We start from the raw sequence: 15,093 nt of genomic DNA, 5'->3' as shown, positions 1-15,093 counted from the left end.
AAAGGACCAGGCCATAGGCTTGGTCCTTTTTTGGTTCTATGTCAACCATTGGGGAGTCTAGTGAAAACTAGGCTCCTTTTTGTTTTCCTAAAAGCCATCCATCACCGATCTTTTGAACAAACGAAGAGTAATTTGGTTCGAAAATGATGAAAGTTTTGCATCCCAAAGGCGACGCGCTTCACGGTCTTGATCTTGTTGTGCGTTCCTTCTACGTAGCCGTTACTCCACGGGTAATCAAAGCTGTTGGTGATCTCCTCAAACCAGTTGTTGTAGGCACGTAAGCAGTAGCGCCATTCCTTTTGCCCGCCTTTCTTTGCCTCTTCCATCCACTTTGAAAGAGCGGTGGCGGCGGTTTCTTTGTCGTTCCGAGAAAGGACGTAGGTGTAAAAGCCTTCTTTTAGGACGTAGGCGGTTCGAATGGCATCACTCTTTTCGAGCATGGTGGCGACGAGACCTTTTTCCGCCTCTGTAAGGTCTTTAGCCGGCTTTTTCAGTAGACTGCGGCTTCGTTTAAACCATTTTCTTTCCGTCGCCGTCATCCGTTTCTGTTCCCGCTTCCGCACATTTTCCAAGGCCCAATGGACTTGACGGATGAAATGGTAGCGGTCGATGACATGGGTACTCTGTGGAAAGAAGGTTTCTCTCACGCCTTTAAAGGTGCCGCACATATCGCTGACAAAGATCTCGACGCCGCGTCGTTCCGCTCGATCAATGGAAGAGAAATAAGCGGCTAAATCCTTGCCGTAGCGCGTCGGAAGGATATCGATGATTCGATGGGCCTCTCCATCGGCCAAGGTGGTTTGGTACTTGCTTCCGCCGCTATCGCCCTTAAACTCGTCGATGCAAAAGACGCGAGGCAGCCGTTGACGGGGCACAAACAGACAAGCCACGATACGGAAAATACTCGTCGTTGAAATGCCCACTTCCCGCGCCAACTCCGACACAGAACGAATATCCCGAAAAGCATCCACCACATAAGCAATTAAACGCTTTGTCATCTGCTTGCCCTTGGCGGCAAAGGAAAGAGGTGCCTCAAAGCGCGCCCCGCAATCCTTGCAATCATACCGTGTCTTCTTAACCCGCAGAAGTACGTGCTTTCGGCGCATCGGTGCGTCCCGAAGCACTTGCTTCCGGTGATCGTGGACCCAAGCGTGGGTCGAGCCACAGTGAGGACAAACCCGATCATGAACGGGTTTGCAGTCAATGGTAATGAGCCGTCTTTCTTCTAAAACAGCGGTAACCTCGACGTCTTGGATTCCTAAAAGTAATGTGGTAATATTGTTTTGCACTTGTTTGCCCCCCTTTATTATGTTGTGGTGATTTAATTTTAGGTGATAGGGAAAACAAGTGCTATCTTTTTGCACAAAAATATCCATTGAGGAATTACTCCCCAATGGATATTATAGAGCCCCTTTTTTGATGGGCAAAATCGGGTTTGACAATTGATTAAATGCATGTTCTTCTATCATGTGCCACGTCAGTTCGTAAACGTGAAGCAACAGCATAGCATAAAAAGAATAAAACAGTTTGAACTTAATAAGAGAAAGATGGTGGAATCATATCAAACAAAATTTTGACAAGCGAAGCCTATAAAGATAGAATGGAATTGAAAAATGTTATTATAATAATATCAGGTAGGGAGAAAGACCGGTGCCTACACGCAAGAGGAATCGATAAAAGAGAACAGGGAGAATGGAGGATTCTAAATCCATAGGAGTTGCCACGGCTCATAGAAAACAATGGTGAAGGCTGTCAACCATGGATCAATGACATGAATCGAAACATTCCCATCATGTCGGTAAAAAAAGCAGCTCATACGGCATGCACTGACCCCCAAAAGTTGGACCAAGAAACCCAACCTTTGGGGGTCTTTTAATGGCAAAATACAGTTATGAATTGAAGAAGAAAATCGTCGAAGAATACTTGTCCGGGAAGACAAGTTACCGTGTCTTAGAATCAAAGTACCATGTTGGTAATTCGCAAATTTTGAAATGGGTCAACAATTACAAACATTTTGGCGATGAAGGCTTAATGCGCTCTAGAAATAAACGTGCGTACAGTGTAGAGTTTAAGATAAAAGACATTACACGCTACGGAACGAGCGAATGCAGCTACCAACGCCTGCCCCTACCGCCGCACCTTTCACTCCGATCGTGGCTGGAGCTACCAAATGACCGCCTATCAAGCCATGCTGAAAGAACACCACATCTTCCAAAGCATGTCGAGAAAAGGCAATTGCTGCGACAACGCACCCATGGAAAACTTCTTCAGCGTCCTGAAAAGAGAAATCTATGCAGACCACGTCTACCGAAGCCGGCAAGAACTGGTCCAAGCCATCGAACACTTTATCCGCTACTACAACAACGACCGAATCAAAGAAAAGTTAGGAGGTTTAAGTCCGAAAGAGTACCGTGAACGCATGAAATCCGCATAGAAGTAATAGTATGTAAAACAAAATCGAACAAGCGAAATGCTTACTCGATTAGGTTCAACTTTATGGGGGTCACTCCAGTTACTACGGGAGCTTTTTATAGACATTTTAATGATAAAGAAGATTTATTTATCAGTTTGGTTGCACCATTGCCAAAAGAACTTTCAGGTTTTTATGATAAGATCGAAGATGAATCTTTTCGAGATATAGAAAAAAATTATGGACGAGATTTAGCAGAAATCAATTTTGAGGGTTCAATTGAATCTACACTCTATACGTTTAGTAAGGAAGAATTATTTAATCTTTTGATATACAAAGCATATGGAATGAAATATGACAATTTTATAGAACTTCTTGTAGAAAAGGAAGATATAAACAGGCATAAAGCATTTCAACTTATATCAAAGAAAAAGAATATAAAAGCAGAAATCCCTAAAGAAGCAATGCATTTGTTAAACCATGCTTATATTAATGCTTTATGTGAAATTGTGATACATTCTAATACTGAAGAAGAAGTTAAAACAAACACTTGAATTATTTCAAAGTTTTTTATGATGGATGGGAAAAACTACGAGGTTTTTAAATATAAGGGCAAAGGCTTTTTAAGCCTTTATTTTTTCAACTTGATGATAACTAAGTTAGCGAACAAAGTTATTTATATATGGAGGTGCTGAAATGAAAGAAAAAATCCTGCTGTAATATTGTGGGAGCTTGCGTATAAGGAACATTCAAAATTGAAATCATCTGTATTTATATCAAGTATGGGTGTTATAGCGGGAATTGTTCCGTATATTGGCGTAAGTCGTATTTTAGTTAATTTATTAAATGGAATTGAAGAGAGTAAGGTTTATTTGCTTTGGCTTGGAATAGGTTTGTTATCGTATATTTTGAAATCAATCTTATATTTTCTGGCATTATCTGTATCTCAAAAAGCTACTTTTAGCGTACTGAAAGATATTCGTTTAAGAATGCTTGATAAATTACCAAAGATGCCTTTGGTATAAAACAATTTTTTATTATTAGCTTATTGGAACTTCATAAAAGGTTATGGTACTAAAAGACTTTAATAGCGAATGAATTTCATATAAGAGTCGACTTAAGTGAGATGTTGCAATCTCTTGGGAGCGTATATAACAGCAACTGATACTGATAATAGTTCTTGACAAAATAGTTAGAGAAGAGTAACATGCATACAGAGAGAGCTCTCGGTATATAAAAGTGAAGAAGGAGAGATGTTCCATGTCTAGGGTTAGGATGAACAAGGAAGAAAGAAAAAAGCAAATTCAGAATTATGCCCTAGATTTGTTCTTATCGCAAGGTTTTAAGAACACGACGATGGATGAAATTAGAGAAGCAAGTGGTTTATCGGCAGGAGGATTATATCATCATTATTCTTCCACCTATGAAATTCTATATGACATTATGAAAGATGGAAGTGTCTTAAGAGGGAAAAGTATTCAAAAGACTGTTGAAAGCTTTGGAAATACAATCAATCCACAGATTATGGCAGAGATATGGGTAGATAAAATGATAGCAGATAATAAATATATTCCTGTATATGTCATGTTTTTGTGCGAAATAAAAAATGATGTAAAACTTAATAAGCTATATAAAAAATTAAAAGCAATGACGATACAAGAATTTAGTCAACTTTTAAGGAAGTTAAACTATATACCACCAACGGAGGAAGAATTTGATTTTCTGACGAACATTATTAATTCAAGTTTATTGGGATGTGAAATTTTAAATGCAAGAGAGAATTATCTAAAAAATAGAGAGTATTTGCTTCTTATGTTAGAAAGTTATTTTGCAAAAATTGAGAAAAAAGGAAAGGAGGCTTCCATTGAAAAATAATTATATGAAACGTCTATGGCAGCTGGCAGAAGAAGAACATAAAGGTCTCAAGCTTTCCATTTTCTTGGCGGTTACTGGGGTTCTTTTAGGTATGTTGCCTTATTTTGGCGTGAGCAAAATTGTTTATGGTTTGTTTGCTGGAAATAAAGATTTTTCCTTCTACCTACCTTGGTGTTTTCTAATCTTGATTGGTTATTGCTTAAAACCAATTTTTTATGCCAAGGCCTTGGCAGAGTCCCATAAAGCAACTTTCTCTGTTCTAAGGAATGTACGAATCATGCTCTTGGAAAAGCTGCCTAGAATGCCTCTTGGTACGATTATTGATACCCATAGTGGTGATTTAAAGACAACCATTGTTGATCAAGTAGAAAAAATGGAACGACCTTTGGCTCACTTATTGCCTGAGATGACGGCGAATATTTTAGGGCCTGTATCCATCTTCATCTATCTATTAATTTTAGATTGGAGAATGGCTTTATTGTCACTCGTTTCAATTCCGGCAGGTATGTTTTTTATGTCATTAATTATGAAAGATTATGCAGAAGATTATAGTAAATCGGTTGCGAGCAATACCGAAATGAATAAAGCCATTGTTGAGTATGTTGGCGGAATTGAAGTGATTAAAACTTTTAATCAAGGCGAAAAATCCTATGGGAAATTCACCGATAAAGTGATAGCTAATGCTTCATTTTATTATCATTGGATGAAAAAATGTCAAATACCGGTGTCCTTATCCAAGAACATTTCACCAACCACTTTGATTACGGTATTACCTGTTGGTTGGCTTATGTTTATTAATGGAAGTTTAGAGATGTCAACCTTTATTACGACCATCATCCTTTCCTTTGGTATAGCCGGTCCTTTACTAGCGGCTATTAACTTTGTCGATGCCTTAGCTCAAACAGGAACAACCGTCGGACGAATTGATGAAGTCTTAAATGGGACAGAACAAGTTCATCGTAGAAAAAGAGTTCATTTTAAAAATCATGACATTGCTATCAGGAATCTCCATTTCTCCTATGAATCGGGAGAAGAAGTTATTAAAGGAATCGATATGGAAATTCAAGAGCGAAGTTTAAATGCCTTTGTTGGGGCAAGTGGCTCAGGAAAGTCAACCATTGCCAAGTTAATTGCTGGTTTCTGGGACGTAGAACAGGGAGAAATATCGATTGGTGGAGTTAATTTACTCAATATTCCACTTGAACAACTCTATAACTTAGTTTCTTTTGTTTCGCAGGATATTTTCCTTTTTAACGATACAATCATGGAAAATATTCGAATGGGCAAGCCTTCGGCTAGCGATGAAGAAGTGATTGAAATTGCCAAAGCTTCTGGTTGTCATGATTTTATTATGTCTTTAGAGCATGGATATCAGACCAAAGTAGGGAGTGGAGGAAACCATTTATCAGGCGGTGAAAAACAGAGGATCACCATTGCTAGAGCCATGATAAAAGATGCTCCAATTATCATATTAGATGAAGCGACGGCTTATATTGATCCTGAAAATGAGCAAGTTTTACAAAATGCAATTAATAAGCTTATTCAGGGAAAAACTATCATTATGATTGCTCATAGGTTATCAACAATAACCAATGCAGACCAGATTTATCTCATTGATCATGGCAAACTTGTAGCAAGTGGCAATCATGAAGAACTTCTTAAAGAAAATAAACTTTATCAAGCCATGTGGGAAGCACATATCGGTGGAAAGGAGGTGGCTTAGATGTTAAGTGGACTTCGAAAGATATGGGCATTTGCAGATAAGGAACGAATAAATTTAAACAAGTCTGTTATTTTTGAATTTGTGTATGCCATCTTCAATATGTTGCAAATAGGAGCCATTTACTTTGTGCTTCAAGCCTTGGTGACAAAAGATTTTAATTCCTTTATAGCACTGAAGGTTTTTCTTATGCTGTTGGTAAGTATTGTCGGAAGGTCTTCTGCCAACTATTTTGCTCAATTAGATCAAACGCATGCTGGGTATTTTATGGTAGCTAATCGAAGAATAAGTATAGGAAAAATGCTGAAGACGGTTCCAATGGGATTCTTTAATGAAAATAATATTGGAAAAGTGACTGGTGTTTTAACAACTGTTCTAGATGACGTTGAGAATACAGCTCCTATGGTTTTAGTTGTTATGATGAGTGGCTTCATTAACTCATTTGTGTTCACCCTGATGATTTTATTTTTCGAGTGGAGAAATGGGCTGATTGTTATAGCAGGAACGGTTTTATATCTATATATTACTTCTGTCATGGAAAAAAAGTCGAGGACACTTGCTCCAAAAAGGCAAGAGGCACAATCTCTTTTAGTAGAAACGATCTTGGAATATATCCAGGGAATGCCGATCATTAAATCCTTTAATTTAACAGGAAAAGGAGACCAAACCGTACGCTCGGCACTAGAAGAAAGTCGCTCAGCCAATCTAGCCTTGGAGAAATTATTTACACCCTATACCATCGGGCAAGAGCTCGTTTTAAGAATTTCCAGTGTTGCCATGATTGTCCTTTCACTTTATTTTTATATCAATGGCACCATGGATTTATTGAAAGCAATTATGTGTATCATCATGTCATTCCTGGTGTTTGCAAGTATTCAATCCGCAGGATCCGCCATGGCGACATTAAGAGTTGCAACAAGTTCTATAGAACAAGTAGAAACAACAGAAAATATGCCTCAGATGGATATTGAGGGCCAGAAGATTACGCCTCATCATACAGATATTGAATTCAATAATGTTAGCTTTTCTTATGATAAAATACCTATTTTAAGGGAGGTTTCCGTTCATATTCCGGAAAAGGCTATGACAGCCATTATTGGACCAAGTGGATCTGGTAAGAGCACCATGTGTTCGCTTATTTCTAGATTTTGGGACGTGGATCAAGGCAGCATATCGATTGGAGATGTCAATATTAAAAACTACACGCTTGAATCCTTAATGGATTTAATTAGCACCGTATTCCAAAATGTTTATCTTTTCCAAGATACCATCGAAAATAATATAAAATTTGGCAAACCACAAGCTAAGAAGGAAGAAGTCATAGAAGTAGCAAAAAAGGCTCAATGCCATGACTTTATTATGAATTTGCCGGAAGGCTATCAAACCATCATAGGCGAAGGTGGCACCTCTCTTTCAGGCGGAGAAAAACAAAGAATATCTATTGCCAGAGCCATGATAAAAGATGCACCCATCATTATTTTTGATGAAGCAACGGCCAATGTAGACCCTGAAAATGAGGATAAGCTTCAGAACGCCATGGAAAGTTTAACGAAGGACAAAACCGTGATTATGATCGCCCATCGATTAAAAACGATTCGAAATGCAGATCAAATTATTGTTTTGCGAGACGGGATAATTGAGGAGAATGGAAAGCATGAAGATTTAATTAGAAAAGAAGGCACTTATAAAAAATTTATAGAAGCAAGAGAAGGAACAGAAAGCTGGAAGATTAAACATAATAAGGAGGATTTCAATGAAGAATCGATTAACAGCAAAGGATTTAATTAACGTAGGAATTTATACGGCTATTTACTTAGTCATATTTTTCGTAACAGGAATGATAGGGGCGGTGCCAATACTTTATCCCACCATATTTATATTGACCCCAATATTAACAGGTATTCCATTTATGCTATTTCTAACCAAGGTAGAAAAGTTTGGAATGGTATCTCTAATGGGAATCATTTTAGGAGTATTTTGGTATTTTATGGGTTACACTTGGCTAGCACCAGTCGTGTATATTCCAATGGCAATTATTGCTGATGTAGTTATGAATACTAAAAAGTATAAAAGTTTTAAAGTTAATACAATAGGATTCTGGTTGTTTTCATGTGCCGAGTTAGGCTGTCAGATGCCAATGTGGGTTATGGCAGATACCTATATGGAAGGAGTAAAACAACAAATGGGAGAGCAATTTGCGACCGATTTAGCGAAATATATGCCACCATGGATGGGAATTGCTGCAATTGGCATCATGTTTGTTGGAGCGGTGATAGGTGCTAATATAGGAAAGAAAATGTTGAAAAAACACTTTGAAAGAACTGGAATTGCTTAATGGAGGCTTACAAAACTTATATTCCCCCAGTAAAGAGAGGCTTTTATTTAGATCCGAGAACAAAAATATTATTCATGGTATTCATTAGCACTATAATGTTTTTTGTCTATGACAATATAGGTATAGATATAGCGATAGTTTCTATCGCTATATTCTTGCTTGTATCTAATAAAAATTACAAAACTGCAACCATATATGGAATTTTATTTGTTTTGGCTGTTATTTCAAGCAAAACTAAAAATATGTATGAATTACCATCCATATTAAACATGATTAATGTATTGCTCAACTCATTAGTCATAAGGCTTTTTCCTATTTTCATGATGGGATACTATACGATTAGTTCCACCAAACCAAATGAATTTATATCAGCTCTCGAAAAATGGAAGATACCAGAGGCGTTTATTATTCCTGTTTCTGTAGTATTTCGTTTCATACCTACTCTAAATGAAGAAAATCAGGCAATATCAAATGCTATGCGAATGAGGGGGATACGATTTAATAGTAAAAAAACAAAAGCCAATCCATCACTATTTTTAGAGTACAGAATTATCCCACTACTGTTTTCTGTTGTCAAAATAGGTGATGAACTTTCCGCATCAGCATTAACAAGAGGATTAGATAATGTTCAAGGCAGAACGAGCCTTGTTGAGGTTAAATTTAGAAAATATGATTTTTTGATTTTTCTATTGATGATAGGATTGCTAGTTTGGGCTTTAGTATGAGGGGGAAAGAGATGATAAAATTTAACAATGCTAGCTTTACCTATAAGAGCAAAGAAAGACAAGTTGGCGTTTTTAATATAAGTTTATCCATTGAAGAAGGAGAATTTATACTACTAACAGGTGAGTCTGGATGTGGAAAAACTACTCTAACGAGACTAATTAACGGCCTTTCCCCTGAATATTATACGGGAGATTTACAAGGTGAAGTGGAGATCAATGGAGAAAAAGTAGGACAAACTAGTATTCAATCACTTTCAAAGATTGTCGGCTCTGTATTTCAAAACCCAAAATCACAATTTTTTAATGTGGATTCTACAAGTGAAATAGCTTTTGGACTTGAGAATATGGGTGTTGATAGAATGGAGATGCGTGACAGGATAGGAAAGGTAGCTTATGCATTAAACATTCATGAACTGTTAGATAGGAATCTATTTAATTTATCAGGTGGTGAAAAGCAAAAAATTGCTTGTGCATCTACAGCTGTGATGGAAGCCCCTATTTTAGTTTTAGATGAACCTTCATCAAATTTAGACATTGAAAGCATTGATGATTTAAAAAATATACTTAAATATTGGAAACAACAAGGCAAAACGATTATCATAGCTGAACATAGGTTATTTTATTTAATGGATTTGGTCGACCGAGTTATTTATATGAAAGATGGTCGAATTAGCAAGAATTATAGCATTGAGGAATTTAAAGATATTTCAGACAAGAAGTTGCACGAGATGGGATTAAGATCTTCTAATATTCCTAAGTTTGAGAGTAAAGACATTGAGTATACCAATGAAATAGCACTTGAGAATTTTTGTGTATATTACAATAAAGTGGTTGGATTAGAAATTAATCATCTAGATCTTCCTAGAAAACATATAATAGGAATTCTTGGGAAAAATGGTGCTGGAAAATCTACCTTTGCCAATTGTCTGTGTGGTATTGCAGATGAATCAACAGGGATAATGAACTTAGAAGGAAAAAGCTACGATAGCAAAGAAAGGCTTGAGATTTCTTATATGGTCATGCAAGATGTGAATCACCAACTCTTTACAGAAAGTGTCAAAGAGGAAATTTCACTTAGCCTTAGTTCAGATGAAATAAGTGGACAAGTAGATGAGATTTTAGCTCAATTTAATTTGTTGGAATTAAAAGAGTTCCATCCCATGTCGCTATCCGGAGGACAAAAGCAAAGAGTAGCTTTAGCTAGTGCCCTTGCTTCAAATAGTCGCATACTAATATTAGATGAACCTACCTCTGGTCTGGATTATCATAATATGTTAGATGTGGCTCAAAGTATAAAGCAGATGAAAGATAAAACTGTTTTCCTCATCACTCATGATCCTGAATTACTAAAGGAGTGTTGTGATTATTTTATTTTTTTGGAAAACGGACAAGTGGAATGGTCAGGAAACTATACTGAAGAAAATATCCACAAATTAAATGATTTCTTTAAAACACAAAATCAATAATTACTTTCAAATTTAAGGAGAAATCTAATGGAAAAAGAAGATAAATTATTAAAAGAAAAACCTTTTAAACTTATGTTAGAACTTTCTGTTCCCGCTATTATCGGTATGGTGGTTATTGGCTTATACCCTCTAATGGATGGAATATTTGCTGGACAGATATTAGGTCAACAGGCTATGACAGCTGTAGGCATAGCTATGCCAATGACCTATATCAACTCAGGGATATCCACTCTAATAGGAGTAGGTTCAGCATCAATATTGTCCAGAGCTATGGGGCGTAAAGATCAGCAAACAATAGATAAGATAATGAGCAATCTCCTGTTTTGGGTTGTCTTGTTATCAGCCATTGTTACTGTACTGGGGCTTGTATTTACCAACCAATTGCTTTCTATTATGGGAGCAACACCAGATATACAGACTCTTGCAGTTAGATATATGAAAATTATTTTCATAGGCTCATTGTTTGTAAACTTTACGCAGGCTTCCAACATGGTACTTCGTGGTGAGGGCCTGATGAAAGATGCCATGATAATAATGGGAACAGGTGCTTTGATAAATATTGTGCTAGACCCTATTTTTATGAGAGCAATGGGTGATAGTGGAATAGAAGGAGCAGCGATCGCTACCGTTATAGCACAGGTTATCCAAACTCTCATGACAATTTATTATTTCAAAAAGAAAAACAAGACAGTAAAAATAAAAGGCATAAAAGCAAACAAGGCTATCTATAATGAGATGTTCGGAGTTGGAGTTTCTGCTATGCTGTTTCAAGTATTATCCATATTGCAACAAACTCTTTTGTATAATTCCGCTTTTGCAAATGGTGGAGAAAGTGCTGGCTCAATTATTGCCGCATCTCTTAGAGTGTTCTCTTTCTCATTTATCCCATTATGGGGTATGAGTCAAGGTTTACAACCAGCTATAGGAGCAAACTTTGGAGCTAAAAACTATGATAGGGTAAAAGAAATATTCAAAGTTTTCACTATTAATGCAACTATTTTGGCAGCTACATTCTGGATTCCGTCATTAATCTTTACTGGAAAACTTTTAGGCTTATTTGGATTAGAAGGTCAAGTATTGATTCAAGGAATACCAGGTTTTAGAATATTTTATAGTGCTTTTATAACTTATGGCATTATGATTATGTGTATCACATTCTTCCAAGCAGTAGGAAATGGAAAATCAGCAGGGTTGTTAGTTATGCTAAGGCAAATCATCTTATTTGTGCCTGCTGTATTTATACTTCCAAAATTACTTGGACTTACAGGTGTATGGTTAGCAGAACCAATACCAGATTTCATTGTATTTTTGATTGGACTTTGGAAATATAAAAAGACGATTCGAAATTTTTATCAAGCATGAAAACGTGAGAGGAGAAGATAATGAAAAAGAAAAGCTTAGCAATAGGATTAACAATTTTAGGTATTGTTTTAACTTTAGCTAGTAAAAAAGCAATAGAACACAAAAAATTAAATGTCTAGAAAGTGTTTAAATAGGGTTTGGGAGAATCCCAAAAATTAATAAAACTTGGCAGAGAATTGCACTGACCCCCAAAAGTTGGACCAAGAAATCCAACCTTTGGGGGTCTTTTAATGGCAAAATATAGTTATGAATTGAAGAAGAAAATCGTTGAAGAATACTTGTCCGGGAAGTCAAGCTATCTCGTTTTAGAGGATAAATATCAAATTGCTTATTCACAGATCAGACGCTGGGTGAACAATTACAAACATTTTGGCGATGAAGGGTTAATGCGCTCTAGAAATAAACGTGCGTACAGTGTAGAGTTTAAGTTAGAAGCCATCACACGCTACGAAACGAGCGAATGCAGCTACCAACAATTGGCCCTTGAACTCGGTTTAACAAATCCATCCATGATTGTTAACTGGCGCAGGAAATACCGAGAGGAGGGCATTGAGGGTCTGCGACCACACAAGCGAGGGAGACCTGTGACGAAGAAAGACGACCGCAATCAAGCACCAAATCCTTCAAAGTCGAGTGAAGATCTTGATGCTTCCACACGGGAGGCATTGGAAAATCGCATCAAAGAATTAGAAGCTGAGAATCGGAAACTTACCATTCAAAAAATGTTCTGGGAGCAATTAAGGAGTTTGGAGAGGGAAGAAGCAACGAACAAAAGGCGAAGATCGTCGCCAAACTCCGAGAACAATTCCAACTAACCGAGATCCTCGCCGCCATTAACTTTCCAAAATCCACTTTCATGTATTGGCAGAAAAAGTGGAACGAAGAAGACAAAGACCAAGCCTTGAAAGATGAAATCTTGTCCATCCGACGCGAACACAAAGACTACGGCTACCGAAGGATCCATCTGGAGCTGAAGAACCGGGGTTGGGCGATCAACAAAAAGAAAGTTCAACGACTGGTTCAGGTCATGGGCCTTCAAGTCCATGCCTATGGCAGGAAATACAAGAAGTACAACTCGTACAAAGGCGTCGTCGGCAAAATCAAGAAGAATCGAATCAACCGCCGCTTCAACACCTCCGTTCCTTACCAAAAAATTACCACCGACACCACGGAATTCAAATACTACGTCGAAGATCAAACAGGAAAACTTCAAACAAAGAAACTCTACCTCGATCCGTACATGGACATGTACAATCTGGAAATCATCAGCTACGTCCTCTCCGATCAACCCAACGGCGTCACCATGCTACGAGGCTTAGAAGAAGCCATCGAACAGACCAACGGCTGCCCCTACCGCCGCACCTTCCACTCCGATCGCGGCTGGGGCTATCAAATGACCGCCTATCAAGCCATGCTGGAAGAACACCACATCTTCCAAAGCATGTCCAGAAAAGGCAACTGCTACGACAACGCACCCATGGAAAACTTCTTCAGTGTCCTGAAGAGAGAAATCTACGATGGCTACGTCTACCGAAGCCGGCAAGAACTCGTGCGATCTATCGAGCGCTTTATCCGCTACTATAACAACGACCGAATCAAAGAAAAGCTAGGAGGCATGAGTCCAAAAGAGTACCGTGAACGCATGGAATCTGCATAAAAAGAAGAGTATGTAAAACAAAATCGAGCAAGCGAAATGCTTACTCGATTAAGTCCAACTTTATGGGGTCACTCTACCCAGAGGGCTGCTTCATTAATTTTTTCGTAAGTGTCCGTAAACTTACTGTGCTTGCTACAAAAGAATGATTGTAGATCAAGTATTAAGCATATTTTAAATTTCTTTTTTTGTAGCATAAATATAGGGATCGTTGTAGTGGAAAATGACATTTACTTTTTCACATATGTGAAGTATACTTCATATACGAAGTATACTTCACATTTTGTGAGGAGGATTTATGAAAAACATTCTTAAAGAATTAAGAGAAAGTAAAAATTGGACTCAAAAGGAGTTATCAATTAAACTTGGAGTTTCGACGAGAACAATAATCTCATTAGAAAAGGGACAATTTAATCCCTCTATAATGGTTGCTTACAAATGTAGCTTAATATTTGGATGTCCAATAGAAAAAATATTTTGTCTTGAAGAAAATTACGATAATGATAGGAAAGAGGTTTTAAGGTAAATAATATGGATTATATGAGCCATCTTTATGGAAGAAATAAGAAAAAAATAATTGAGAATTCAAAGGGCAGGATTCATCAATACTGTAACTTGGAAAATGAAAAATACATAATTACAGAATATGAAGTTTTTAAGGGAGTTAGAGTGTTTTATAATGACATACACACATCAAAAATAATAAGTAATGCATCTGAAACATCATTTAACGACATGCGATATGAAATCAATCATTGCAGAGAAGGAAGATTTGAGTGTGTATTGAGAGATGGAACAGCTACTTATATGGAGGCTGGAGATTTTGCGATTAACTTAATGAGCAATAATGCTAAAGAATCATTTTTTCCTATAAGTCATTATCATGGGGTAACCTTTTGCATAACCCCATCAGAATTTGATGAAGAATTAAAACTATTAGAAAAAATGTTTGAAATTAGCTACGAAGATATTTTAAAAGAACTTTGTAGTAATAATAACCTTTTTATACAACATGCCACATCAGAGATAGAACATATTTTTGCTGAAATATATAAAGTTCCTGATTATATTGTGATTGGATATTTGAAAGTAAAATTTCAAGAATTATTCTTGTATCTTACAACAGTAAAAAATAATGCTCCGTATTGTAGTAGGCAATATTTTGGTAAAAGTAATATTGAGATTGCAAAAAAGATCAACGAATATGTATCACAAAATTATAGTGAAACAATAACTTATGAAAAATTGTCTGAAAAGTTTAATATAAAAATCACAACAATGAAAAACTGCTATAAAAATGTTTTTGGTGAAACAGTTAATGATACGATAATAAAGAAGCGATTGGCAGTTGCAGCAAATCTATTACGACAATCTTCCCTTTCTATTTCTGAAATTGCTCTTAATGTGGGTTATACTGATCATTCTAAATTCTCTAATGCATTTAAGAAGAAATATAACCTCACACCTTCTGAATATAAAAGAATATCTAAAACAGCACGTTCGGTCTGATTGAGCAAGATTTTTTGGTTAGATGGTGCTAACATAA

Annotated in this window: 14 protein-coding genes and 2 pseudogenes; 15 read left to right on the top strand and 1 reads right to left on the bottom strand. The window is 36.9% G+C overall.

Annotated elements, in window-relative coordinates; genetic code table 11:
* Positions 1 to 101: 101 nt before the first annotated feature.
* Positions 102 to 1,376, bottom strand: coding sequence for an ISL3 family transposase (locus OCV31_RS00725; protein ID WP_148471656.1), 1,275 nt, complete (start codon positions 1,374 to 1,376; stop codon positions 102 to 104).
* Between the two features lie 499 nt (positions 1,377 to 1,875).
* On the opposite strand from OCV31_RS00725, the pseudogene OCV31_RS09730 reads away from it, so the two are divergent.
* From OCV31_RS09730 to OCV31_RS00660, 15 genes and pseudogenes are all read left to right on the top strand, one after another.
* Positions 1,876 to 2,019: pseudogene (locus tag OCV31_RS09730) on the top strand (helix-turn-helix domain-containing protein); the annotation flags it as partial.
* A gap of 70 nt (positions 2,020 to 2,089) precedes the next feature.
* A pseudogene (locus tag OCV31_RS00720) lies at positions 2,090 to 2,434 on the top strand (IS3 family transposase); the annotation flags it as partial.
* 62 nt (positions 2,435 to 2,496) lie between these two features.
* Positions 2,497 to 2,964 carry a TetR/AcrR family transcriptional regulator gene (locus OCV31_RS00715; RefSeq protein ID WP_267303715.1) on the top strand — a complete coding sequence of 156 codons (468 nt, stop codon included), beginning with the start codon at positions 2,497 to 2,499 and terminating at the stop codon, positions 2,962 to 2,964.
* 201 nt (positions 2,965 to 3,165) lie between these two features.
* Entirely contained in the window at positions 3,166 to 3,435 is a 270-nt protein-coding gene (locus tag OCV31_RS00710; RefSeq protein WP_431833751.1) for a hypothetical protein, read from the top strand.
* 250 nt (positions 3,436 to 3,685) lie between these two features.
* Positions 3,686 to 4,285: a TetR/AcrR family transcriptional regulator gene (locus tag OCV31_RS00705; protein WP_267303714.1), complete on the top strand. Its 600-nt coding sequence runs from the start codon at positions 3,686 to 3,688 to the stop codon at positions 4,283 to 4,285.
* 4 nt (positions 4,286 to 4,289) lie between these two features.
* A complete protein-coding gene (locus OCV31_RS00700; RefSeq protein ID WP_267303724.1) occupies positions 4,290 to 6,008 on the top strand; it encodes an ABC transporter ATP-binding protein in 1,719 nt (572 codons plus the stop codon).
* The gene (locus OCV31_RS00695; RefSeq protein WP_148471648.1) at positions 6,009 to 7,793 is read left to right on the top strand and encodes an ABC transporter ATP-binding protein; all 1,785 of its coding nucleotides are present in this window, start codon (positions 6,009 to 6,011) and stop codon (positions 7,791 to 7,793) included. It begins immediately after the preceding gene.
* Positions 7,759 to 8,340, top strand: coding sequence for an MptD family putative ECF transporter S component (locus OCV31_RS00690; protein ID WP_148471646.1), 582 nt, complete (start codon positions 7,759 to 7,761; stop codon positions 8,338 to 8,340). Before OCV31_RS00695 ends, OCV31_RS00690 begins: the two co-directional genes overlap by 35 nt.
* Complete coding sequence (locus OCV31_RS00685) at positions 8,340 to 9,065, top strand: energy-coupling factor transporter transmembrane component T (protein ID WP_148471644.1); 726 nt, start codon at positions 8,340 to 8,342, stop codon at positions 9,063 to 9,065. The genes OCV31_RS00690 and OCV31_RS00685 overlap by 1 nt, the downstream gene beginning before the upstream one ends.
* Positions 9,066 to 9,076: 11 nt before the next feature.
* Positions 9,077 to 10,531: an ABC transporter ATP-binding protein gene (locus OCV31_RS00680; protein ID WP_148471642.1), complete on the top strand. Its 1,455-nt coding sequence runs from the start codon at positions 9,077 to 9,079 to the stop codon at positions 10,529 to 10,531.
* Between the two features lie 27 nt (positions 10,532 to 10,558).
* On the top strand, positions 10,559 to 11,893 hold the full coding sequence (locus OCV31_RS00675; RefSeq protein WP_148471640.1) for an MATE family efflux transporter: 1,335 nt from the start codon (positions 10,559 to 10,561) through the stop codon (positions 11,891 to 11,893).
* A 230-nt stretch (positions 11,894 to 12,123) separates the two neighbouring features.
* Positions 12,124 to 12,708 (top strand): transposase, encoded by a 585-nt coding sequence (locus tag OCV31_RS09725; protein ID WP_394800619.1) that lies wholly within the window; start codon positions 12,124 to 12,126, stop codon positions 12,706 to 12,708.
* Positions 12,621 to 13,550 carry an IS3 family transposase gene (locus OCV31_RS00670; protein ID WP_394800623.1) on the top strand — a complete coding sequence of 310 codons (930 nt, stop codon included), beginning with the start codon at positions 12,621 to 12,623 and terminating at the stop codon, positions 13,548 to 13,550. Before OCV31_RS09725 ends, OCV31_RS00670 begins: the two co-directional genes overlap by 88 nt.
* Positions 13,551 to 13,845: 295 nt before the next feature.
* Positions 13,846 to 14,073: a helix-turn-helix transcriptional regulator gene (locus OCV31_RS00665; protein WP_148471638.1), complete on the top strand. Its 228-nt coding sequence runs from the start codon at positions 13,846 to 13,848 to the stop codon at positions 14,071 to 14,073.
* A 5-nt stretch (positions 14,074 to 14,078) separates the two neighbouring features.
* Positions 14,079 to 15,056 (top strand): helix-turn-helix domain-containing protein, encoded by a 978-nt coding sequence (locus tag OCV31_RS00660; RefSeq protein ID WP_148471636.1) that lies wholly within the window; start codon positions 14,079 to 14,081, stop codon positions 15,054 to 15,056.
* Positions 15,057 to 15,093: the final 37 nt, after the last annotated feature.

The organism is Aedoeadaptatus acetigenes, assembly GCF_025566985.1.
GTDB lineage: Bacteria > Bacillota > Clostridia > Tissierellales > Peptoniphilaceae > Aedoeadaptatus > Aedoeadaptatus acetigenes.
This window is presented reverse-complemented; position numbering and strand designations above follow the sequence as displayed.